Origin of the sequence: Maricaulis sp. D1M11 (genome assembly GCF_047308265.1) — a bacterium.
GTDB lineage: Bacteria > Pseudomonadota > Alphaproteobacteria > Caulobacterales > Maricaulaceae > Maricaulis.
This window is the reverse complement of record NZ_JBKQWY010000007.1, coordinates 69,339-90,423: the sequence shown is the minus strand read 5'-3', so window position 1 is coordinate 90,423 and position 21,085 is coordinate 69,339. Positions and strand designations below refer to the sequence as shown.

The following is a 21,085-nucleotide window of genomic DNA, read 5'->3' as shown; positions in this document are numbered from 1 at the left end:
TCGGAGGCGTGAGCGAAGCGAATTGCCGTGAGAGCGAAGTAATGGCGCACCGGGGAGGATTCGAACCCCCGACCCCCAGATTCGTAGTCTGGTGCTCTATCCAGCTGAGCTACCGGTGCAGGCCGTGTTTCCGGGATGTGTCCCGAAGAGGCGCGGAACCTACTCGGGGTCCGGGGGCTTGGCAAGGCCCCTTTCCGCTCGATTGCAGCTGATCGTGTGATCTTCTGCAGTCCCTTGAACACGGGCCTATTCTTGCGCTCCATCCGGGGCAATCGCCTCGAACGACGCCGTTTGACCCGACTGGGAATCCGAGGCGGCGATCACAGTGAACCGCCCCGGTTCCACCACGCGCTGCATGTCGAGATCCCAGACCCCCATCGCCATGGGCGAGATCTCGAAGGTCACGGTCCGCGTCTCGCCAGGTTCCAGGTGGAGGCGCTCAAAACCGACAAGCTCCCGGATCGGCCGTGTCACAACCGAGGCCTCGTCTCGCAGATAGAGCTGAACGACATCCTCTCCCGCTCGGCTGCCGGTATTGGTGATATCCACCTCGACCCGAGCGGGATGGCCGGCCGTGATGCGCTGCGCAAGCGGGCGAGGCGCCGAGATCTCGAACCGGGTATAGGACAGCCCGTACCCGAAGGGATAAAGCGGGGTGTGGTCGTCAAACAGATAGCCGCGCCGCGCTGACGGTTTGTAGTTATAGAAGACGGGCAGCTGTCCCACACTGCGAGGTATGGAGACCGGCAAATGCCCGGCCGGATTGACATCGCCCAGGATGACATCCGCCACGCCATGCCCGGTTTCCTGACCCAGATACCAGCCTTCCAGAAGGGCATCGGCCCGTTCGGCCAGTTCTGTCACCGCAAGCGGGCGGCCGTTCAGCAGGAGGACAATAACGGGTTTGTCGAGCTCAAAGAGTGCCCGGGCCAGGTCCATTTGCTGACCAACAAGCTGGAGATCTGCCCTGTCGCCCAGATGCCCGTCAGACCAGGCCTCACGGGAGAGCTGCTCATTCTCCCCCAGGACCAGCACGACCACATCGGACTCGCGCGCAATCGCGACCGCCTCTTCGATCAATCGAGCATTGATGTCGGGATCGACAAGATCCACCTCATCCGCAGCCCATTCCCGGCTTTGTGTCACACGGACGCCTTCGGAATACACGACGTCAAAGCGACCCTCGCCGGCTGACTGCAAACCTTCAAGCACGCTGACAACATGGCGTGGCTGGTCTGAATAACCCCCGATCGGGGTATCCACAGCATGCGTGCCAATCACCGCCAGCTGCCCCAGCGTATCGGCATCCAGGGGCAGGGTTTCATTGCGATTCTCGAGAAGAATGATCGAGCGCGCCGCCGCGCGCCGCGCCAGTGCCAGGGCGTCTGCATTGGCCGTCAGCACCTGCGCCCGGTCTGCATCAGCATAGGGGGTTTCAAACAGGCCGGCCTGGAATTTCAGATACAGGATACGGCGCACCGCTTCATCGATCTGCGCCTCGTCCACACGCCCCTCCTCGACAAGCCGGGACAAGGTGAGGAATGCATCGCCGTGCGGTAATTCAACATCAATTCCCGCTTCGAGTGAGCGCAAGGCGGCCTCATCAAGCGTTTCAAACATGCGGTGCCGGGTCAGCGTCTCGCGAATACCGAAATAATCACTCACGACCAGGCCTTCATACCCCCACTCCTCGCGCAAAACATCGCGCAAGAGCCAGGAATTCACATGGCTGGGGACACCGTCGATCTCGTTGTACGAGGCCATGATCTGCTGGACAGGCAATTCCCTGACGAGCCGCTCAAACGGAGGGAAGAAAATGGTCCGCAATTCCCGCTCGGACACCTGGGCCGGACCCGTATTGATCCCGTTCTCCGGCTGACCATGCCCCGTCATGTGTTTCAAGGTGACAAACACCCGATCATCCGCCAACGGAAGAGCTTCACCTTGATAACCGCGCACGGCCGCGAGCCCGACCTCAGAGACCAGAAACGGATCCTCACCATAGGTTTCCTCAATCCGTCCCCAGCGCGGATCTCGTGCCACATCTACCACAGGCGCCAAGGTGGAATGCACTCCGCGGACCCGCATTTCCCGAGAGGCCACAGAAAACACGTCTTCGATCAGCGCCCGGTCCCAACTAGAAGCAAGCGCCATGGATTGCGGGAAACTGGTCGCATTAGGCGCGGCATAACCATGCAAGGACTCTTCATGAAAGAGCAGCGGAATGCCCAGGCGCGTCTCCTCCACGGCCCAGCGCTGGGCGGCGTTGACGTAAGCCACCGTTTCCGCCTCATCGCGATTGGACACGCCGGCATTTGCGCCGGCTGCGGTGGTCGCTGTTTCGATGCCCTGACGATCCGAAGGGCGTGAGATCTGCCCCAGACCATGCGGATAGTTGGCCCGGGCCTGCTCTGCCGAGAACTGCCCGTCGGGGGTCTGGATTTCGTTCTTGTTCTGCCAGATTCCGATCATCTGGGCGATTTTCTCGTCCAGCGTCATGCGCGAGAGCAGGTCTTCAACGCGGACCTCCACAGGAAGGGATGCATCGCGATACGGCACGAGTTCATTCTCTGTCTGGAACGACGACGCCTCCCCGCACGATGATAGCGGTATCAAAACCAGTCCCAAAAAAAAGGCCCATCCCCTGCGCGGCAGGCGGACCAGACGGTGTGTGTTGGTCATGATCGGTTCTCCCTCCCCGGATCACCTCTAAGCGGATAGTAGATTGACTACGTTGTCAATTGCAAACACGAACCCTGAAATCTGAAGGTGGCGCGGTCCTAGCGCCGCGCTTCATAAACACCGCGGGCGACAGCCCGAGCCAGACAGTCCGCGGCGATGGAGCCCAAGCGCGCGAGTGTCAGCTCGGCCGCGTCTCCCAGCACCACCTGCCCCGTGGACAATGCGAAGACCACATCACCATCAAACGGAGTGTGGATGGGACGGATCGCGCGAGCCAGCCCGTCCTGGGCCATAATGGCAAAGCGCTGGGCCTGGGCCGGTGTCAGCGCCGCATCCGTGGCCACACAGGCAATCGTCGTGTTTTCACGCGCGCCCGGATTGATCTTGGCCGCCCCCCAGTCATCCAGTGACAGGCATTGCTGAGCAGCTACATCCGGTCGGCGGCCGCCGAATTCGCCATTCTGCTCGACAGGCCAGGCCCAGTAGATATTGTCCTGTCCCGGCAGGGTCACAGACCCGAAAGAATTGACACACACCAGTGCACCGACCGTGAAGCCGTCATCCGTGACCCAGCTGGCCGATCCCGTGCCACCGGCATGCGCCCCCGCACGTGCACCATGGCCCGCACCATGGGCGCCTTGTGAAAAATCCACATCAACACGATCCAGCGCCTCACGGGCTAAGCGCCGATAAGGCAGGTCCTCGCCCCAGTCCTTGTCCCCGCCATTCGCCAGATCATAGAGAATGGCGCCGGGAACCACTGGCGATCGCGGAACGCCGGGCAATTCCATAAGCCCAAATCCACGCCCTCGCGCACCCAGCGCCGCCACGACGGCATCCCCCGAGGCCAAACCATAGGAGGATCCGCCGGACAGGACGACGGCATCCACCGCATCCACCAGCGTATGTGCGGCCAGGGCGTCCGTTTCACGCGTTCCCGGCCCGCCGCCGCGCACATCCACGGCACACACAGCGCGCTCATCCGGCAGGATGACCGTCACCCCTGTTTTCACACGCGTGTCCTCGGACTGACCGACTTTCAGGCCTGCCACATCAGTCAGACTGTTTCGAATACCTGGCGCTGCCATAATCGGCCTCTTATCTGTGAATGAACCGCGCTATGGTGCCGGGAGTTTGGCGAGGGGCAAGTCCATGAATCGTTTTTTCTACACGCTTTCTGTCAGCGCACTGGCATTGGGTCTGGCGGCCTGCGGGTCTGCCGATACGCCACAACCGGTGGACAACACCCCGGGCACGCCGTCGCAACCCTCGACAATGGCGGGACCAGCCATGGTGTCCGCTGCCAATCCACACGCTGTGGAGGCCGGTCTAGAGGCCCTGCGCCAGGGTGGTGATGCGATTGATGCCGCCATAGCCGTACAGAGCGTATTGGGTCTGGTCGAACCGCAAAGCTCCGGTCTCGGGGGTGGCGCGTTTTTGCTCTATTTCGATGCGCAGTCCGGTGATCTCACGGTCTATGATGGTCGTGAAACGGCGCCCGCCACAGCCGGCCCCGACCTATTCCTGGACGAAACGGGGCAACCCCTGGGCTTTTTCAATGCCATCTTCTCGGGGCACTCGGTGGGGGTTCCTGGTGCCATTCCCATGCTCGCCCGCGCCCATGCCGATCATGGTGAACTCGACTGGGCCGCCGGATTTGATCACGCTGAAGCGCTCGCCGATGAGGGTTTTGAAATCTCGCCCCGCCTGGCCGGTTTTATCGCGCGCATGGCCCCCCGCACGCCGCTGGATGAATGGCCCGCCCCGCGCGCCTATTTCTTTGATGCAGAAGGCGATGCCCTGCCTGCCGGACATGTCCTGAGCAATCCGGCCTATGCCGACACCGTCCGGGCACTGGCTGACGATCCTCGCGCCCTGCATGAAGGGCCCATTGCGCAGGAGATTATTGCGGCTGTCCAGGCCGAGCCACGCCCGGGCACACTGACACTGGCAGACCTGGCGGCATATGAGCCGCTGGTTCGCGAACCGGTGTGTCGGACTTATCGCAGCTATCAGATTTGCGGCGCCCCTCCGCCTGCCTCTGGCGGCACCACCGTGAATGAGATTCTGGGTCTTCTCGAAGCCTATGACATGTCCGCAACCGGGCCGGACACGCTGGAAGGTTGGCGCCGTTTCATCGAGGCCAGCCGCCTGGCCTATGCTGATCGCGATGCGTATGTCGCCGACCCGGCCTTTGTTGATGTGCCTGTCGAAGGGCTTCTGGACGCCGACTATATCAACCGCCGCTCTGCCCTGATCGATCGCGACACGGCCATGGACACAGCGCTTGCGGGCATTCCGGACGGGGTAGACGCACCTGCAGAGGATGCAACTCCCGATGTCCCGGGCACCAGCCACTTTGTGGTCGTGGACGCGGATGGCGATGTCGTTTCCATGACGACGACCGTCGAGAGCGTGTTTGGCTCCCACCGCATGGCCGGCGGATTTTTCCTGAACAATCAGCTCACCGATTTCTCCCGCACACCTGTGGATGCCGCCGGTCGCCCGATCGCCAACGCACCGGAAGGCGGCAAGCGGCCGCGCTCGTCCATGTCACCCACGATCGTGTTTGATGAGAACGGAGATTTTGTTCTGGCGACAGGGTCGCCGGGCGGATCATCGATCATCGCCTACACGGCCAAGACGCTGGTCGCCATGCTCGATTGGGGCCTGACACCCCAGGAGGCCATCGACTTGCCCAACGTCGTGGCCCGCGGTGACGTCGTGCGTATCGAAGACGGCATGGACCCGGCCATTCTGGACGGCCTAGCAGAGCTCGGCTTTACGCTCGATGCCAATCGCGGTGAAAACTCCGGCTTACATATCGTCCGGCAGATGGATGACGGCACGCTGATCGGCGGGGCCGACCGTCGCCGCGAAGGTGTCGCCCGGCAGCCCTGATCCCGTCAGGACCGCCCCCGCTCCATCGGCGTTCCACGACCGCGTCTGGGACTGTATTTAGGACAGTGTTCAGGATCGGCGAAACATGGCATCGCCACGCTGCCCGAAGAAGTGTGCCAAGGCCAGGCCGCTGGCACCTGCTACAGTGATGACACGTTCGACGGTCTCACTGACTTCGGCCAGCGCGCCCGTGAACAGGAGCGCCAGACCCGCAAAGGCGAGAAGCTTGAGCACCAGACCACGCGACCAGTTGCGCATGGCCCAGAGCGTCACGACGAGCGCCAGGCAGGCCAGCAGGAGGTGAACCCATTCCTGCTCCATCCAACCCAGGGCGGGGCTCAAGGCAATCAGGATCGGTATCCCGAGACAGTGCACCACACACAGACCGGACAGGCAGATACCGAGAGTGTCTTCACGTCGCATGGGATACCCCTGTTGAACGAAACGCTGTAAGGTTGTGATCGGCACCGCCAATACGGCTGATCGCCTTGAATACGCCTTTCGTTATAGTGTAACATCCCGTGGTTACAAGGCCGGAGATCCAGCCGCCACAGTTTCAGATCGAGGTTTTCATGTTCCTCCCGCTTGCCCTGACCGGGGCTGTTTTCGCGCTTCAGCACGTCCATGGGGTCGGCACGGCCGGCATCGCAGCCGATGCCAATGGTCGCGTCGAAATCCTGCTGGAATTGCCTTCAGACACAGCTTTTGGCTTCGAACGCGCTCCGCGGTCCGAGGAGGAGATGGAACACATCCAGTCCGTGACAGCGAGCCTGACCCGACCGGAGATTTTCGGGTTCAACACTGATGCTGGATGCCAGTTCGTCAGCGCGCAGGCCCGTAGCGTTGATCCGGAACCGCTGGATATTGCTCCGGCCACTGACGCTCACGAGACACATGACCATCACGACGGGCACGACGAGCATGCTCATGAGGAGCACGGCCACGACGACCATGCTCATGAAGAACATGGCCACGACCATCACGGTCATGATCATGCGGCCCCAGCCGAAACCACCCACTCCGATCTCGGCTTGAGTTATGTCTTTCAGTGTGAAAACGCCCTGCGCAGCCTGGACCTGACAGGCGTGTTCAACACCCTGCCGCGTCTGGAGACGCTGGACGTGACCTATCTGGATGATCGCCGTCAGACTGCAGCGGAACTGACGCCGACACGCACGCGCATCGATCTGGGTCGCTGATCCCGCTTACGGCTGCGCTTGACTAATCACGGCGGGCGGTGTCCGGCAGGCAGACTGCAAACACCGTCCCGCTCGGGCCGGTGGAAACCAGTTCAAGCTCACCGTCATGGGCCCGGCTGAGCTCACGTGCGATGGCAAGCCCCAGGCCCGTACCGCCCTTGCGACTGGATCCCGTGAAGGCCTGGAAAAGATTGTCCTGTGCCTTCTGGGGCAGACCCGGTCCGGTATCCTCGATTTCGATCCGCCAGATCTCGCCGACCCGCTCTGCCCGCGCACTCAGCGCCAGGTCTCGATCGGGTTCGCGCACGGCCGCGTCCCGCATGGCCTGAATGGCATTACGGAAGAGATTGAGAAAAATCCGGTGGGCCTGGTCCGCATCCAGGGAAAGCTCCAGGTCGAGATCAACATGGTTTGACCATGCGACCTGCCCCTCTGACATCATTGCATCCCCGGCGGCTTCATCGAGCAGGTCGCTGACAGCCACCCACTCAGGATCGGGCGGTGTCTCGTCAGCACGACCGAATGCCAGCGTCGCTTCACACAGGCGCACCCCGCGATCGACGGCGCGCACCAGGCGTTCGCCCATTCCCCGTACGCGCGGATCAGAATCACCCGCAAGCCGGTCGGATACGAGCTGGGCACTGGTCAGAACATTGCGAAGATCATGATTGATCTTGGCCACCGCTGCTCCCAGAGCCGCGAGCCGTTCGCGTTCACGCAGGGCGAGACGGATATCCACCTGCATGTCCGCCAATTCCTGTTCGGCCTGGCCGATTTCGTTCGGACGCCCCGTGGGACGGATCATCCGGTCCGGATCGTCCGGGTCCGCACTGAAGCGAACCATCGCCCCGGCCAGTCCGCGCATCGGGCGCACAAAAAACGCAAATAGCGCCCCGTAGACGACGCCCCCTCCTCCCAGGGCCACAAAGATCCCGACGAGCCAGAAACGACGGGTGTAAGCCTGCAGGTCCGTCTTCAGCGGCGCCTCCACCACAATCACATCCAACACTTCCTCGGGCGCATCATCCTCAATGTTTTCCGGGTAGGCGCGGATCCGCAGATACCGGCCATCAGGCGCAAACAAGGTATCGATGGTGTCGGTGACATGGGTCCAGAAACCAGCTGTGCGAAGATCGCTTTCCACCAGGGGACCATCGATCGGACCGCCATAAAGCACGAGCTCATTCATTCCACCCCGCACCCGCGCCACGGCTATCGCATCGGCGCCACGTAGCAAGGTGCGCACATCCATATCGCCCGGACCATTTCCAGGCGCCAGGTCTGCGGCAAGCGCTGTGAGGTGGGCCGCCTCGATCCGCTCCATCATCCATTGCTGACGATACACCGCAGCGGTCATGAAATAGACAAGGATCAGGCCGACCGCGAGAAACCCCAGCGTGACCCACAACAATTGCCCGGCCAGGCTTTCGAACGCGGCACGGAAGGTCGACCGAAGCGCCTTTGACAGCCCCGCTCTGCCCGAGCGCACCGGCGACACCGCTGCGGTATCGGAAAGACCCTCAACGGACTGACCTGACTCGGATTTGGAATGGGTATCGTGCATGACTCCCTGCGCAATAGCCTACGCTCGCGGTCTCAACAAGCCTGATCCCTTCGGGAGCGGGGCGAAGACAAGGGGTGACATGACAGGCACAGACTGCAAAAATGCCCTTCACTCTGCTGCGCTCAACGGTGCAGCCCCTTGACGGCAGGCTCTACCCCGCGTATTAGCCGCCGCTCGCATTTTTGATCGCCTGTAGGAGCGCGCCCGTGAAACGCACATTTCAACCGTCCAAGCTCGTCCGTAAGCGTCGGCATGGCTTCCGTGCGCGCATGGCCACCAAAGGTGGCCGTAAGGTTCTGGCTCGCCGTCGTGCCAAGGGCCGCGCACGCCTGTCCGCCTAAGACAGCTTCTGCCTGACGATGACACTCACGCCGCCAGCCCTCACTCGGCTGAAAAAGCGGCGTGAGTTTTTACATGCCGCAAAGGGCCGCAAGGCGGTCCGGTCCGGCGTGGTGATCCAGGTCAATGCCAATGGCACACCGGATCAATGCGGGGCCGGCTTCACCGCAACCCGCAAGATTGGCAATGCCGTGATCCGGAACCGGGCAAAAAGACGCCTGAGAGAGACCGCGCGGCTGCTACTCCCTCTCCACGGACAGCCCGGCTTTGACTATGTATTCATTGCGCGGGCCTCAACGCCTGATCGCGACTGGCTACGCTTGCTGGCCGATGTGGAGAGCGCATTGACCAGCTTGGCCCCGTCGGGGGGCGGGACAAAGCCAGATCAGACATCATCCAGACCGCAAGGTCCGGGGCGATAGCCGACCAAGAAGGGGCCGTGTCGTAACATGGGCGAACACCGCAATCTATTTCTGGCCATTGGCCTGTCCGCGATCATTTTGCTGGGCTACCAATTCCTGGTCCTTGGACCACAGGCCGAACGTCAAAGAGCCGAGCGTGCCGCCGAACTGGCACAACAGGCGATGGAACAACAAGACGGTGAACTCGCGGAAGGTCTGACCGATGGTCTAACCCAGGCCGCAGACTCCCGCCCCACCGGTTTCAATCCCAACGGTGCCCGGATCAATATCGACGCGACGGACGTGGTCGGCAGTTTCGCTCTGACAGGAGCCCGCCTCGATGATCTGCGCCTGCGCCAATACGCTGTCGCGGTGGATGATGAGACGCGTGTGACCCTGCTCAGCCCGGAAGGCCTGGACAATGCCTATTTCGCCCGCGATGGCTGGTCCCGTGTCGAGGGCAGTCAGTTGTTCGACATCACCCGCGCCGACAGCGAGTGGGAGATCATCTCCGGCGACACGCTAACGGAAACAACACCGGTGGTGATCGGTTTCACCGCCGACGGGGTCGAGATCCGCCGCACACTGACCATCGATGAACACTATATGGTCACCTATGAGGACACGGTCACCAACACCACTGACAGCCCGATCAGCCTGGCACGGTTCGGTGAAGTGCGCCGCTATGGTGTGCCGGAGTATTTCCAGAACTTCTTTATTCTCCACGAAGGCCAGATCGGCGTTGTGGATGGTCGTCGTCACCAGGTGAAATACAACAATATCGATGCCGGCGATGAAGAGACCTGGATCGGCAATGGCGGCTGGATGGGAATTACCGACAAATACTGGCTGGCGGCCGCGATTCCGGACCAGACGGTGCGCTTTGGTGGCGAGTTCAGCGCCAGCTCGGAAAATGGCGAACTGGTCATTACCTCACGCTATGTCACCCAACCGATCGCGCTTCAGCCCGGCTCCAGCCACAGCTCCACATCACGTGTCTTCGCCGGTGCGAAGGAAGTGGACGTATTGCAGGCCTATCAGAGCGATCTGGAGATTGATCATTTCGATCTGGCCGTTGACTGGGGCAATTTCTGGTTCCTGACCCGCCCGTACTTCATTTTGCTGAACTTCTTCAGCGGCTGGTTGGGCGGTATCGGTGCTGCCATCCTGGCCGTGACCGTACTGGTCAAGCTGATCTTCTTCCCGATCGCCAACCGTGCCTATGCCTCGATGGCGAAAATGAAGGCCGTGCAGCCCAAGGTGCAGGAAATCCGCGAACGCTTCGCCTCTGACCAGCAAAAACAGCAACAGGCGATGATGGAGCTCTACCGGAACGAAAAGATCAATCCGGTTGCCGGGTGTCTGCCCATCCTCATCCAGATCCCGATTTTCTACGCGCTCTACAAAACCCTGTTCGTGACCCTTGAGATGCGTCACCAGCCATTCGTGGGCTGGATCAACGACCTGGCCGCTCCGGACCCGACCACGATCTGGAACATCTTCGGTCTGATTCCGTGGGATCCGAGCGGTGTCTGGCTGATCGGCGGCTTCCTAGCTGTGGGACTGTGGCCGATCCTGATGGCGGTCTCCATGGCCGCGCAGCAGGCGCTGAACCCGCCGCCGCCGGATCCGATGCAGGCGCGTATCTTCGCCTTCCTGCCCTGGGTCTTCATGTTCATGCTGGCCAATTTCCCGGCGGGTCTGGTGATCTACTGGACGTGGAACAACCTGCTCTCGGTGGGGCAGCAATATGTGATCATGCGACGCCACGGGAATGAAACCCAGCTGGACAAGCTGATCGCGCGCTTGCGCAACGGCTCCAAGGGAGATGAGTCCTGACTGATAAGGACACGGATTCCGATAACGCAGACCTGCCGTTCGGCCTGGATCGCCAGGCCGGACACCAGCTCTTTGCGCGTCCCTCCACCTTTCTGATGGGTGCGGTATCGCTCGACCACCTGCCTGCGCCGGACAAGGTGGAGGTTGCCTTTGCCGGTCGCTCCAATGTTGGCAAATCCTCGCTGATCAATGCCATCACCCGGCAAAAAGCCCTGGCCCGGACGTCCGGTGAACCCGGCCGAACTCGCGAGCTTAACTTCTTCGAGACCGCGGGTGGCGAGATGCGCATTGTCGACCTGCCGGGCTATGGTTATGCGCGTGCGCCCAAGGATGTGGTGGAACGCTGGACCCGACTGACCAAGGCCTTCCTGCGCGGTCGTGTGAACCTCAAGCGCGCCTTCGTGCTCATCGACAGCCGTCACGGCATCAAGGATGTCGACAAGGGCATTATGGACGTTTTTGACGAGGCGGCCGTGAGCTATCAGATAGTCCTGACCAAGCTCGACAAGCTGAAACCCGGCCAGGCCCAGCGTATGATTGAGGAAACAGAAACCGCAATCATGAAACGCCCTGCAGCCTTCCCTCGCCTTGTCGCCACTTCCAGTGCAAAACGAACAGGACTGGATATGATACGGGCTGAAATTGCGGCTCTGATCCAGCAATAGGCGCGTTCGGCAAGTAAGGAATTGGCATGATGGCGTTTCGTTTTCTCTCCCTCGCCCTCTGCCTGTCTGCACTCATTGTCTGGGCTCCATCGTCCGCCCGGGCCGACGAGATGTGCAATGAGACCAGCTATATCGTACAGGTCGCCACGGCCTGGCCCGTGGAAAACGGTGTCACAGTGCGTGGCTGGACACGGGTGCGGCCCGATGAGTGCGAGGAATTGCCCGGCACGGAGGACCTCGACCCGGACATTCCGGTTTACATCTATGCCAAAACCTCGGCGGCCTATCTCGGTGGCGTACGCGAATGGCGTGGCACCGTCTCGCTCTGTGTCGACGAAACCGATTTTGATATCCTTATGAACACCCAGTGTTCCGCGCTTGGTCTGGCCACCCGCGAGTTTTTTGTTCGTGAGGGTGAGCAGCGCAATCGTACGATTCTGGCGGAACCTGAGGATTTCGGACGCCGCGCCGATGAGGCGGGCCTGCAGCGCCTGCTCCAGGCCGCCGGCTTCGAGGTTGCCTCCGTCGATGGTTATGTCGGACGGCGCACCAATAACGCCGCCGCGGCCTTTCGTCGTCAGCAAGGGCTGGGGTCCGGTGTCACAGGGCCTGCCCTGCTTGATGCTCTGGAAGCGGCGTCCTTGCAACGCAATGCGCGTTCGGGTCTTACCGTGTGCAATAATAGTGGCGGTGATGTCTCTGTGGCTATTGCCCAACGCCGCGAGGATATCTGGGAAGCCAGAGGCTGGTGGCGCCTGTACATTGGCCAATGTGCACGCGTCTCGGCCGATCACCTGGGCACCGACAGCATGTTTGTCTACGCCCAGCGCGAACGTGATGACGCTGTTCTTCCCCTGTTGGGTGGAGAGGATGTGTTCTGCATGGCGCCGGCCCGCTTCTTGGCGGAAGGACGCGATGAGTGTGAAAGCCGCGGATACCAAGCCGTCAATTACCGCCGGATTCCCGCTCCCGAAGACGGGGGTGTGCAGATGACGCTGACGGAGATTGATTTTGTCGCCACAGGCGATAACTGATCCAAGCTATCCTGGCTCCTTACGCCCGTCATCTGGAAAGGGTGCGCCCATGTGCGCCGACATGACCCATATCACCCACTGGGTGTTCGATCTCGACAATACGCTCTACCCCTCCGATGCGGCGGTGATGAGCCAAGTCGATCAACGCATGACAGACTATGTCTCGCGGCTGCTGGATGTGGACCGTGAAACAGCCCGCGCGACCCAGAAGCATTACTGGCGCACGTATGGCACCACGCTCTCCGGTCTGATGAAACACCACCAGGTCGACACTCGGGAGTTCATGGATTTTGTTCATGATATCGACGCCACGGTGATCACACCGGATCCGAGATTACGAACCCATATCGAACGCCTGCCGGGTCGCCGCCTGATCTATACCAATGGATCGGTGAAACACGCCGAAAACATTCTCGGTCATCTGGGCATTGCCGATCTGATGGAGGATATTTTCGACGTCGAGGCCGCCGACTTCATTCCCAAACCGCATCCCGACGGATTTGCGCGCTTCGTGGACCGGCATGCCCTGCCAACGGCAGAATCGGTGATGTTCGAGGACAGTATCCGCAATCTTAAAACAGCCCACGAACTGGGCTTCACCACCGTATTGGTACGTGCCAAACCCGGGCCGCGCGACGAAGAAAGCGCCGCCCCTGACGATCACCCGGACCATGTTCACTTCGCAGTGGACTGCCTGCCAAGTTTTCTTGGCGAAATCCGGACGGCTGAAACGAAAGACTGATCATGACCCAAGACCTGCAAACCACCATCGAAACCGCCTGGGATAACCGCGACGCCGTCACCGCCGAGACGACCGGCGAGGTGCGTGACGCTGTTGAAGCTGCCATCGGCCTTTTGGACAGCGGTGAAGCCCGCGTCGCCAGCCAGTCCGGAAACGAAGACTGGGTGGTCCATCAATGGCTCAAGAAGGCCGTCCTGCTCGGTTTTCGCCTCAACCCGATGGGGCTGGTCGAGGGGGGGGTCGCCAACGGAAAATGGTGGGACAAAGTTCCGTCCAAGTTTGAAGGCTGGACCGAAGCCGAGTTTGCGGCAGCGGGTTTCCGCGCCGTTCCGCCCTGTGCTGTACGTCGGGGCGCTCATATCGCCAAGGGCGCCGTCTTGATGCCGTCCTATGTCAATATTGGCGCCTATGTCGGTGAAGGCACGATGGTCGATACCTGGGCGACGGTGGGAAGCTGTGCACAGATCGGTAAACGCGTCCATATCTCTGGCGGCGTGGGCATTGGCGGGGTTCTCGAACCGCTTCAGGCAGGTCCGGTGATCATTGAGGATGATGTCTTCATCGGAGCGCGCTCGGAAGTCGCCGAAGGCGTGATCGTGCGCGAAGGCGCCGTCCTGTCCATGGGCGTTTTCCTGGGTCAATCCACCAAGATCGTCAATCGCGAAACTGGTGAAATCACCCGCGGCGAAGTGCCGGCCTATTCCGTCGTCGTGCCGGGCTCCCTACCCGACCCCAAGGGTGGTCCCTCACTGGCCTGCGCCGTGATCGTGAAGACTGTCGACGCGCAGACCCGTTCGAAAACCGCGATCAACGAGCTTTTGCGTTAAGCCAGTCAAGCAAACCGTTCGCGGCGGCCCGGCCTGTCGCGAACGTGGCTTGCAGTAGATATCCGCCGGTCGGAGCGTCCCAGTCGAGCATTTCTCCGGCCGCAAACACGCCCGGGCGATCGCGCAGCATCAATGTCTCTCCAAGCGCATCGCGCCTGACACCTCCAGCGGAGGAGATCGCGCGCTCCAGTCCCCGCATGCGTTCAACGTGCAAGGGGATGGCCTTGATCCGCCGAGCAAGCTCCAGCTCATCACGCGGCGGCATCCCCGCCTCACGCACCAGGCTGGCGGCCTGAGCGCTGAGACCCAGCGTCTTGGTCAAACGGGTGGAAAGACTGGCCCCCTTGCGGGCCCGGGTCAGCTTGGCTGTCACCGCCTCCACGGTCTGTTGCGGTCGAAGATCGACCGAAATCTCGCAATCCCCACACGCCAGACCCGCTCGCAAGCTCGCACCCAGCGCATAAATAGCACCGCCTTCAAGACCGTATTCCGCGATCACCATCTCACCCTGGCGTGAAACCTCTCCGCAGCGCACGGCGATGTTCTTGAGCGGTGCCCCGGCAAAGCGGGTCTTATGAACCTCACTCCAGCCAATCTCCACGCCGGCATTCGAAGGCTCGAACGGCGTCACCTGATCCGCGCCCAGACGGGCCACCCAGCCTCCGTCCGCCCCCAGTCTCGGCCAGCTTGCGCCCCCCAGTGCCAGGATCAGACCGTCCGCCTCGACGCGAGTCTGTCCATCCGGTGTCTTAAAAACCAACTCCGCCCCGTCCCAGCCCTGCCAGTCATGACGCAGGCGAAACACCACCCCCTGGTCTTCCAGTCGCCGCCGCCAGGCTCGAAGGAGCGGAGAAGCCTTCATGGCTTTGGGAAACACCCGGCCGGACGATCCAATAAAGGTTTCCGCGCCCAGCTCATCAGCCCATGCGCGCAGATCCTGAGGGCTGAACGCCTCGATCATGGGCTCCAGCCAGTCCGCGGCATCATGATAACGCGACAGGAAATCCCGCCGCTCCTCGGAATGGGTGAGATTGAGCCCGCCGCGCCCCGCCATTAGGAATTTGCGTCCCGGAGTAGGCATGCGGTCATAGATCTCCACACGCTGGTCCTGCGCGACAAGTGTCTCGGCGGCCATAAGGCCGGCGGGACCCGCTCCAATAATGACAAGAGGACGATCGGACATACCTCTAACTATGCGGCGTCGGGGGCGTCTGCCAAGCATGCTGCGCTGATGCGCCGCTACACCGACAAGCTCGAATCTGATCAAGTGGGATCAAACACCGAAACAAAGAGGGCTGCCATGACTGATGAGACCATCCAGGATAAATCCAAGACCGATCCGTCTGCCCCTTATGGGTCTGCGGTCAACCCGTCAGAGTTCGACGTGATCAGTCGCCTTGGACAGGACGAACCCTATTTCATCATTCGCGGCGGAGATCCGCTGTCTGATGCCCTGGTTGAACTGCACGCCTATATTGGCGCCGGACAGTCGGGTGCCGCCCATGACACGCTGGAGCGGATTCTGGCCCTGACCGCCGAGAATCCACCGCGCCCGGTTGGCTCTCCCAAATATCGTGAGACCTTCAAGATCTCTGTCTCCATGGAACGCTATCGCGAGACCCATGGCCGATCCCACTAGGTGACATCATGACACTGGATGACCTGCTGACCCATGCCCGAACACGGGATCAGGACTGGGTGGAAAACACCGACGGGTATTCGGGTGTCCGGTGTCAGGCCTATCTGGACAATGGTGGTTTTCTGCCTTGCCTCCGATTGATGGACGGCAGACATCACATCACGGATCTTGTCGAGCGTCTGGATGGAACAGCGCCAGACGCCCCCAGTCCTGATCGCGCAGCGTTTGAGAGCATGCTTTCCAATGAGATCTGGAGCTCCAACGCCATTGGCTACTGGATGATTGAGCGGGTGGAACCTAGTCCGAACGCCCTTCCCCTGGCTTTGCGCGAAGCCATTGGACCCCCGATAAACCGGGATTTATGGGCCTGGGTGTTCGAAATGCAGGATGGCGCTCGGTTCAATTACGGGTCCTGCGGGGCGTTCGATTTCCTGCAATTGCCCGATGGCTACGGGTTTCAGGATGTAGCGAAGGTACTGCCGCGCAAAGTGGTCGACCAGCGCGGCAAGCTTCGAACCTTCAATTCACAGGACAAGAGTTTTCAGGGCCTGCCGTTTTACAGCGAGATGAAGTCCATGCGCTGTTGGCTCCCGCTTTCTGAGACGTCATGAACGCGGCCTAGAGCGGGTCATCCGCCTTGTTAGTGAAGATCGCCGGGCTGGAATACCGTCCCGGACGCACGCCCAGATCCACGTCGGGATAATAGGCCCGATCCACATCACTGCGGGTTCCGACCGCCAGAAAGACACAGTCAGCCTCACTGCGGTTTTGCAGATGGTGGGCATTAGCCTCGCCCGCCGGAAACAGGGCAACATCGCCGGCCCGCAAGATTTGCTCACCGTCATCTGTCACGAGTACTGCCTCGCCAGCCAACACATAGACCGCTTCATCCTCATCCGTGTGCCAATGGCGTTGCGATGACCACGCGCCCGGTGCCAGCCGAACCTGGTTCAGGCCGAATTGCGTCAACCCATCCTGGGCACTCAACCGTCGCGTATGACGCTGTTCACACGCCGCGCTGAAGGGGGCCGGATAACCCGATCCGGATTGTTCACTGACAGAATTGGCCGCAAATACTCGCATATCCTGCATCCTCCTGCTGGCGCGCCGCGATGAAGCGACTATCTTGCGGATATGGATACGCACTTTGACCTGCACAACCCTCTCCCTCTGGCCCGCCGCCTGATTGAACGTCCGTCTGTGACCCCCGTCGATGCGGGGGCGCTCGACGTATTGCAAACCGCCCTGGAACACCTCGGATTCGACTGCCGTCGCATGCCTTTCGGCGAAGTGGACAATCTCTATGCCCGCCGGGGTCAGGCCAAACCCTGTTTTCTATTTGCCGGACACACTGATGTAGTGCCTCCGGGCCCGGACGCGGAGTGGCAGCACCCCCCGTTTGCCGCACATACGGATGCGACCCAGCTGTGGGGGCGCGGCGCCGCCGACATGAAGGGCGCCATTGCGGCCATGGTCGCGTCAGTCGCCCGGTTCGATGCCAAACACCCGAACTTTGCCGGCTCTCTTGCTTTCCTGATCACGGGCGATGAAGAAGGGCCGGCCGAAAACGGGACGCGCGCCGTGCTCGAAGCCCTCGCTGCGGAAGGCGAACGCTGGGACCATTGCCTGGTAGGCGAACCCACCAATCCCAATCAGATGGGGGATACGATCAAGTCCGGTCGCCGGGGCAGCTTGAACGCCTGGCTCACGGTCAGGGGACGCCAGGGCCATGTGGCCTATCCCGAACGCGCGGAAAATCCGGTGCCCGTGCTTATTCGTCTGCTCGACAAACTGCAGTCACGTCATCTCGATGATGGTCATCCCCCCTTTCAACCCTCCAATCTGGAGGTCACCACAATCGATGTCGGTAATATGGCGACCAATGTTATTCCGGCCGAGGCACGGGCCCATTTCAATATCCGGTTCAATGTCTCCCACACCGGTGATGAGCTGAAACGCTGGATCGAGGATGAGACGGCTCTGGTCGACATGAATTTCGACGGCGAGATTGATCTCTTGATCAAGATTTCCGGCGAGGCCTTTCTGACCCCGGCGGGCGATTTCACCGACCTGATCCAGGACGCTGTGGAAGGCGCGACGGGACGCCGCCCTGCCCTGACCACGGGTGGAGGCACTTCGGATGCCCGTTTCATTCGCTATTATGCCCCCGTCGCAGAGTTTGGCTTGGTCGGCGCCACCATGCACCAGATCGACGAACGCGTGGATATTGCCGATATTGAAACGCTTTCGACGATTTATACTGATCTTCTCAGCCGTTATTTCGAGACACCGCCCGCATGCTGAAACTGATTGCAGAAGCTGTTCTTTCCATACGCGGCGTCGAGCGCATGCTCACCTTCAAACCCGACTGGACAGACTATTTCGGTTTCACAGAAGGTGCCGTCTGGCGTTCGTTCCGGGCTGTCTGGATCGGATTGATCTTTCTCTGCGTGATGATCGCCGCAGACTGGCAAGCCGATGGGGCCGTGGATGTCCTGTTGTACCTGACCGTCTATTCGGCCAACTGGCTCGTCTTTCCCATTGTGGCCGCCTTTGCTGCGCGACTGCTGGGACTGACGCAGGGGTTCGGGCGTTGGTTGATCCTGCATAACTGGACCGTGCTCGGACTTTATAGCCTGTTGGCCTTGATGGCTCTTTTGCGCCTGTCAGGCTTGGCGGCGCCGGACATACTGTTCCTGCTGACCATCGCCTATCATGTCTTCCGGATGTATGCGCACTGGCGCGTCGCCCATGCTGCCCTGGGGCTTAACCCGTTCCAGGCCGGCATCGCCGCCCTTATGCCCTTCCTGGCGGGCAATGCTGTGCACGAAGCCGTTCTGACGCTGATGACTTCTACCCCGGCGGGTTAGCCGTCAGGCACGGCTGACTGCGCCTCAGGATAATCCACCGCCGTCAGATACAGGCCATCGGGTGGTGCGACCGGGCCGCACCGCTGCCGGTCAGCTGCATCCAAGGCCGCCTTAAAATCGGCGGGTGTCCATTTCCCCGTGCCGACTTCCACAAGCGACCCCGTCAGAGATCGCACCTGGCGGTGCAGGAATGAGATCGCGCTGACCGTGATCTGGACTTCCTCGCCATACCGCGCCACCGCGACCTTATCGATGCTTTTGACCGGACTGTCCGCCTGGCACTGCGCGTCGCGAAACGTCGTGAAATCATGCTGGCCGATCAGGGCCTGTGCAGCGACATGCATGGCATTCGCATCGAGGGTCTGGGAGACGCGCCAGGCCTGTCCCCGATCCAGGGTCAGCGGCGGACGCCGGTCTATGATCCGATAGAGATAATGCCGCTGAACGGCCGAGAACCGGGCGTGAAACGCATCAGACACGGCTTCGGCCTCAATGACAGAAACGGGATGCGGTTTGAGGTGGTAGTTGAGGGCATCACGCACCTTGTCGGCACCAAGGTCCTTGACCAGATCGACATGTGCCACCTGTCCCAGCGCATGCACACCGCTATCGGTCCGCCCGGCGCCGTAAACGAGAACATCAGACTGGTCGAGCTTGTGCGCGGCCTCTTCCAGACACTGCTGGACAGACGGATGTTGATCCTGCCTCTGCCAGCCCGCGAACGGGCGTCCATCATACTCGATTGTCAGCTTGTAGCGAGGCATCAGTCGAGTTCTGCTCCCACAGCCACAGGTGTTCCCCGCAGGAAGTCTTCGGCCATCATTGCGCCCTTGCCCTCACGCTGCAGACGCACCAGCCGCAAGGCCCCCTCACCGCAGGCAATGGTCAGATCCTCATCGAGAACCCGGCCCGGATCTCCGGACCCGTCGACCGCTTCAGCCATCAGGAGTTTCACGCGCACCGGGCCTTTCTCACCCGCCAGCTGGAACCAGGCTCCGGGAAACGGCGACAGGCCTCGAACATGACATGACAGCTCGCTCGCTGATCGTGACCAGTCAATCCGCGCCTCGTCTGACGAGATCTTGCGGGCATAGGTCACACCCTCAGCCGATTGGGGCACCGGTTCCAGTGACCCCCGCGACAGCGCCGACAGGGTCCGTGACCACATCAGGGCACCGGTCTCCATCAAACGGTCATGGAGCGTGGATGCCGTGTCATTCGCCTCGATCGGCACCGTTTCAGAGAGCAGGATCGGACCGGTGTCCAGACCCGCTTCCATCTGCTGGATCTGCACGCCCGTCAGGGTGTCACCCGCCATGATGGCACGCTGGATCGGAGCCGCTCCGCGCCAGCGCGGCAACAGGGAGGCATGCAGGTTCAAACAACCATATCGCGGAGCGTCCAGCGCAGCCTGCGGCAGGATCTGACCATAGGCCACCACCGCTGCCACATCGGCCTCCAGCGATGCCAGGTGGTCGATCACCTCCTGAGACCTGAAGCTCTGGGGCGTAGACACCGGAATACCCAGCACCTCGGCCAACTGGTGCACCGGTGTTTTCTGCTCGCTTTGCCCCCGCCCCCGACGACGCGGCGGCTGGGAATAGACATGCACGACCTGATGACCCGATGCGGCAATTTCAGCAAGAGATCGCGCGGCAAAATCCGGCGTTCCCATAAAGACGACACGTAGGCTCATGGCTCACCCCTGGTCCTGTGACCGACTGGCATTGCTTCTGCGTCCTGATACGACACGGCACAAAGCCCGGCCAAGTCAGGAGCGCAGACCCATTCAGTGAGCGCTCGCCGCCTCCGTCTCGTCATATCCCCACGCCGGAGGTGGTGTCGGAACCGGATGGGTCAGGTCAAACACCGCCTCAAAATGGCGTTCCGGCCGGTTGAGCGCGTACACAAAGCGGGTGGTATCAAGGCTGACCGTCCAGGTATTCTCCATGGAGGCCGGAATGTTTTCACGCTCGAACAGGGCCTTGGAAAACGCATCGGCCGGGAAATCCACCGAACCGGCAACCGGCCCCGAGGAATCGCCGCCATACTGGGTCAACACATCTTCATGGCCGTCTTCGTGACGGTGATCATGTTTGAGCCGCAGGCCGGTCGCGGTGCGCGAGATCATCCAGGTGCGCGAGCGGTTTTCACCGACATGCAGCGGAATGCGCACCCGGTCGCTCTCGCAATCGCGGATATGAATGGTCAGGGTCTGCGCGCGCCAGTCTTCGTCCTGCGGGTCCTCGCTGACGATCCGGCCTTCAAAGGATTGCCCGCAATAGGCCGACAGGGCGTCCACAAGATCGGGTTCGGATGCCGCACCGCAGGCCACCAGGCCCAGGGGTAAGAACAAACAGATCGCGCGCATTCATCTCTCCCT

The 21,085-nt window shown here is 61.3% G+C and carries 22 protein-coding genes and 1 tRNA gene; 13 read left to right on the top strand and 10 right to left on the bottom strand.

Going from position 1 to position 21,085, the window contains the following annotated elements; translation table 11 throughout:
- Positions 1-42: 42 nt before the first annotated feature.
- From RMQ97_RS11420 to RMQ97_RS11410, 3 genes are all read right to left on the bottom strand, one after another.
- A tRNA-Arg gene (locus RMQ97_RS11420) sits at positions 43-119 on the bottom strand.
- 127 nt (positions 120-246) lie between these two features.
- Complete coding sequence (locus tag RMQ97_RS11415) at positions 247-2,682, bottom strand: glycoside hydrolase family 3 N-terminal domain-containing protein (protein ID WP_413661009.1); 2,436 nt, start codon at positions 2,680-2,682, stop codon at positions 247-249.
- A gap of 98 nt (positions 2,683-2,780) precedes the next feature.
- A complete protein-coding gene (locus tag RMQ97_RS11410; RefSeq protein WP_413661008.1) occupies positions 2,781-3,770 on the bottom strand; it encodes a P1 family peptidase in 990 nt (329 codons plus the stop codon).
- Positions 3,771-3,834: 64 nt separating this feature from the next.
- On the opposite strand from RMQ97_RS11410, the gene ggt reads away from it, so the two are divergent.
- Positions 3,835-5,583, top strand: coding sequence for a gamma-glutamyltransferase (gene ggt, locus RMQ97_RS11405; RefSeq protein ID WP_413661007.1), 1,749 nt, complete (start codon positions 3,835-3,837; stop codon positions 5,581-5,583).
- Positions 5,584-5,652: 69 nt separating this feature from the next.
- Here ggt and RMQ97_RS11400 read toward each other — a convergent pair whose 3' ends face one another.
- Positions 5,653-6,006: a MerC domain-containing protein gene (locus tag RMQ97_RS11400; RefSeq protein ID WP_413661006.1), complete on the bottom strand. Its 354-nt coding sequence runs from the start codon at positions 6,004-6,006 to the stop codon at positions 5,653-5,655.
- 149 nt (positions 6,007-6,155) lie between these two features.
- Here RMQ97_RS11400 and RMQ97_RS11395 point away from each other — a divergent pair, with 149 nt between their 5' ends.
- Positions 6,156-6,782 (top strand): ZrgA family zinc uptake protein, encoded by a 627-nt coding sequence (locus RMQ97_RS11395; protein WP_413661005.1) that lies wholly within the window; start codon positions 6,156-6,158, stop codon positions 6,780-6,782.
- A 22-nt stretch (positions 6,783-6,804) separates the two neighbouring features.
- Here the strand turns inward: RMQ97_RS11395 and RMQ97_RS11390 are convergent, their stop codons facing one another.
- Positions 6,805-8,346 (bottom strand): ATP-binding protein, encoded by a 1,542-nt coding sequence (locus RMQ97_RS11390; protein WP_413661004.1) that lies wholly within the window; start codon positions 8,344-8,346, stop codon positions 6,805-6,807.
- 206 nt (positions 8,347-8,552) lie between these two features.
- Here RMQ97_RS11390 and rpmH point away from each other — a divergent pair, with 206 nt between their 5' ends.
- The 7 genes from rpmH to dapD all read left to right on the top strand — a co-directional run bounded on the left by rpmH (position 8,553) and on the right by dapD (position 14,193).
- Positions 8,553-8,687 (top strand): 50S ribosomal protein L34, encoded by a 135-nt coding sequence (gene rpmH / locus RMQ97_RS11385; RefSeq protein WP_413661003.1) that lies wholly within the window; start codon positions 8,553-8,555, stop codon positions 8,685-8,687.
- Positions 8,688-8,705: 18 nt separating this feature from the next.
- The gene (gene rnpA, locus RMQ97_RS11380) at positions 8,706-9,107 is read left to right on the top strand and encodes a ribonuclease P protein component (protein WP_413661002.1); all 402 of its coding nucleotides are present in this window, start codon (positions 8,706-8,708) and stop codon (positions 9,105-9,107) included.
- Positions 9,108-9,134: 27 nt separating this feature from the next.
- On the top strand, positions 9,135-10,925 hold the full coding sequence (gene yidC / locus RMQ97_RS11375; RefSeq protein ID WP_413661001.1) for a membrane protein insertase YidC: 1,791 nt from the start codon (positions 9,135-9,137) through the stop codon (positions 10,923-10,925).
- 95 nt (positions 10,926-11,020) lie between these two features.
- On the top strand, positions 11,021-11,590 hold the full coding sequence (gene yihA / locus RMQ97_RS11370) for a ribosome biogenesis GTP-binding protein YihA/YsxC (RefSeq protein ID WP_413661000.1): 570 nt from the start codon (positions 11,021-11,023) through the stop codon (positions 11,588-11,590).
- 29 nt (positions 11,591-11,619) lie between these two features.
- A complete protein-coding gene (locus RMQ97_RS11365; RefSeq protein WP_413660999.1) occupies positions 11,620-12,624 on the top strand; it encodes a DUF1036 domain-containing protein in 1,005 nt (334 codons plus the stop codon).
- A 61-nt stretch (positions 12,625-12,685) separates the two neighbouring features.
- Positions 12,686-13,366: a pyrimidine 5'-nucleotidase gene (locus tag RMQ97_RS11360; protein ID WP_413660998.1), complete on the top strand. Its 681-nt coding sequence runs from the start codon at positions 12,686-12,688 to the stop codon at positions 13,364-13,366.
- A gap of 2 nt (positions 13,367-13,368) precedes the next feature.
- A complete protein-coding gene (gene dapD / locus RMQ97_RS11355) occupies positions 13,369-14,193 on the top strand; it encodes a 2,3,4,5-tetrahydropyridine-2,6-dicarboxylate N-succinyltransferase (RefSeq protein ID WP_413660997.1) in 825 nt (274 codons plus the stop codon).
- On the opposite strand, the gene RMQ97_RS11350 is transcribed toward dapD, so the two are convergent.
- Positions 14,174-15,376, bottom strand: coding sequence for an NAD(P)/FAD-dependent oxidoreductase (locus RMQ97_RS11350; protein ID WP_413660996.1), 1,203 nt, complete (start codon positions 15,374-15,376; stop codon positions 14,174-14,176). The genes dapD and RMQ97_RS11350 overlap by 20 nt on opposite strands.
- A gap of 117 nt (positions 15,377-15,493) precedes the next feature.
- Between RMQ97_RS11350 and RMQ97_RS11345 the strand changes: the two genes are divergently transcribed.
- Together RMQ97_RS11345 and RMQ97_RS11340 are read left to right on the top strand one after the other, a co-directional pair.
- Entirely contained in the window at positions 15,494-15,832 is a 339-nt protein-coding gene (locus RMQ97_RS11345) for an aspartate decarboxylase (protein ID WP_413660995.1), read from the top strand.
- Positions 15,833-15,840: 8 nt separating this feature from the next.
- Positions 15,841-16,443, top strand: a complete 603-nt coding sequence (locus RMQ97_RS11340; RefSeq protein WP_413660994.1) for a hypothetical protein — start codon at positions 15,841-15,843, stop codon at positions 16,441-16,443.
- 7 nt (positions 16,444-16,450) lie between these two features.
- Here the strand turns inward: RMQ97_RS11340 and RMQ97_RS11335 are convergent, their stop codons facing one another.
- Complete coding sequence (locus tag RMQ97_RS11335) at positions 16,451-16,915, bottom strand: cupin domain-containing protein (RefSeq protein ID WP_413660993.1); 465 nt, start codon at positions 16,913-16,915, stop codon at positions 16,451-16,453.
- A gap of 51 nt (positions 16,916-16,966) precedes the next feature.
- On the opposite strand from RMQ97_RS11335, the gene dapE reads away from it, so the two are divergent.
- Together dapE and RMQ97_RS11325 are read left to right on the top strand one after the other, a co-directional pair.
- Positions 16,967-18,136, top strand: coding sequence for a succinyl-diaminopimelate desuccinylase (gene dapE / locus RMQ97_RS11330; RefSeq protein ID WP_413660992.1), 1,170 nt, complete (start codon positions 16,967-16,969; stop codon positions 18,134-18,136).
- Positions 18,130-18,702, top strand: coding sequence for a hypothetical protein (locus RMQ97_RS11325; protein WP_413660991.1), 573 nt, complete (start codon positions 18,130-18,132; stop codon positions 18,700-18,702). Before dapE ends, RMQ97_RS11325 begins: the two co-directional genes overlap by 7 nt.
- Here RMQ97_RS11325 and truA read toward each other — a convergent pair.
- The 3 genes from truA to RMQ97_RS11310 all read right to left on the bottom strand — a co-directional run bounded on the left by truA (position 18,699) and on the right by RMQ97_RS11310 (position 21,073).
- Complete coding sequence (gene truA / locus RMQ97_RS11320) at positions 18,699-19,466, bottom strand: tRNA pseudouridine(38-40) synthase TruA (protein WP_413660990.1); 768 nt, start codon at positions 19,464-19,466, stop codon at positions 18,699-18,701. The two genes, RMQ97_RS11325 and truA, sit on opposite strands and share 4 nt — an antisense overlap.
- Complete coding sequence (gene fmt, locus RMQ97_RS11315; RefSeq protein ID WP_413660989.1) at positions 19,466-20,398, bottom strand: methionyl-tRNA formyltransferase; 933 nt, start codon at positions 20,396-20,398, stop codon at positions 19,466-19,468. The genes truA and fmt overlap by 1 nt, the downstream gene beginning before the upstream one ends.
- 93 nt (positions 20,399-20,491) lie before the next feature.
- A complete protein-coding gene (locus RMQ97_RS11310) occupies positions 20,492-21,073 on the bottom strand; it encodes a hypothetical protein (RefSeq protein WP_413660988.1) in 582 nt (193 codons plus the stop codon).
- Positions 21,074-21,085: the final 12 nt, after the last annotated feature.

Bases quoted from the DNA above. Each gene is read 5' to 3' on its own strand.
- RMQ97_RS11395 (WP_413661005.1), top strand. From the start codon at position 6,156: ATGTTCCTCCCGCTTGCCCTGACCGGGGCTGTTTTCGCGCTTCAGCAC.
- yihA (WP_413661000.1), top strand. From the start codon at position 11,021: ATGGGTGCGGTATCGCTCGACCACCTGCCTGCGCCGGACAAGGTGGAG.
- RMQ97_RS11340 (WP_413660994.1), top strand. From the start codon at position 15,841: ATGACACTGGATGACCTGCTGACCCATGCCCGAACACGGGATCAGGAC.
- RMQ97_RS11345 (WP_413660995.1), top strand. From the start codon at position 15,494: ATGACTGATGAGACCATCCAGGATAAATCCAAGACCGATCCGTCTGCC.
- RMQ97_RS11410 (WP_413661008.1), bottom strand. From the start codon at position 3,770: ATGGCAGCGCCAGGTATTCGAAACAGTCTGACTGATGTGGCAGGCCTG.
- RMQ97_RS11310 (WP_413660988.1), bottom strand. From the start codon at position 21,073: ATGCGCGCGATCTGTTTGTTCTTACCCCTGGGCCTGGTGGCCTGCGGT.
- RMQ97_RS11325 (WP_413660991.1), top strand. From the start codon at position 18,130: ATGCTGAAACTGATTGCAGAAGCTGTTCTTTCCATACGCGGCGTCGAG.
- RMQ97_RS11400 (WP_413661006.1), bottom strand. From the start codon at position 6,006: ATGCGACGTGAAGACACTCTCGGTATCTGCCTGTCCGGTCTGTGTGTG.
- dapD (WP_413660997.1), top strand. From the start codon at position 13,369: ATGACCCAAGACCTGCAAACCACCATCGAAACCGCCTGGGATAACCGC.
- RMQ97_RS11360 (WP_413660998.1), top strand. From the start codon at position 12,686: ATGACCCATATCACCCACTGGGTGTTCGATCTCGACAATACGCTCTAC.
- RMQ97_RS11390 (WP_413661004.1), bottom strand. From the start codon at position 8,346: ATGCACGATACCCATTCCAAATCCGAGTCAGGTCAGTCCGTTGAGGGT.
- rnpA (WP_413661002.1), top strand. From the start codon at position 8,706: ATGACACTCACGCCGCCAGCCCTCACTCGGCTGAAAAAGCGGCGTGAG.
- RMQ97_RS11415 (WP_413661009.1), bottom strand. From the start codon at position 2,682: ATGACCAACACACACCGTCTGGTCCGCCTGCCGCGCAGGGGATGGGCC.
- RMQ97_RS11335 (WP_413660993.1), bottom strand. From the start codon at position 16,915: ATGCGAGTATTTGCGGCCAATTCTGTCAGTGAACAATCCGGATCGGGT.
- fmt (WP_413660989.1), bottom strand. From the start codon at position 20,398: ATGAGCCTACGTGTCGTCTTTATGGGAACGCCGGATTTTGCCGCGCGA.
- ggt (WP_413661007.1), top strand. From the start codon at position 3,835: ATGAATCGTTTTTTCTACACGCTTTCTGTCAGCGCACTGGCATTGGGT.
- dapE (WP_413660992.1), top strand. From the start codon at position 16,967: ATGGATACGCACTTTGACCTGCACAACCCTCTCCCTCTGGCCCGCCGC.
- truA (WP_413660990.1), bottom strand. From the start codon at position 19,466: ATGCCTCGCTACAAGCTGACAATCGAGTATGATGGACGCCCGTTCGCG.
- yidC (WP_413661001.1), top strand. From the start codon at position 9,135: ATGGGCGAACACCGCAATCTATTTCTGGCCATTGGCCTGTCCGCGATC.
- RMQ97_RS11365 (WP_413660999.1), top strand. From the start codon at position 11,620: ATGGCGTTTCGTTTTCTCTCCCTCGCCCTCTGCCTGTCTGCACTCATT.
- RMQ97_RS11350 (WP_413660996.1), bottom strand. From the start codon at position 15,376: ATGTCCGATCGTCCTCTTGTCATTATTGGAGCGGGTCCCGCCGGCCTT.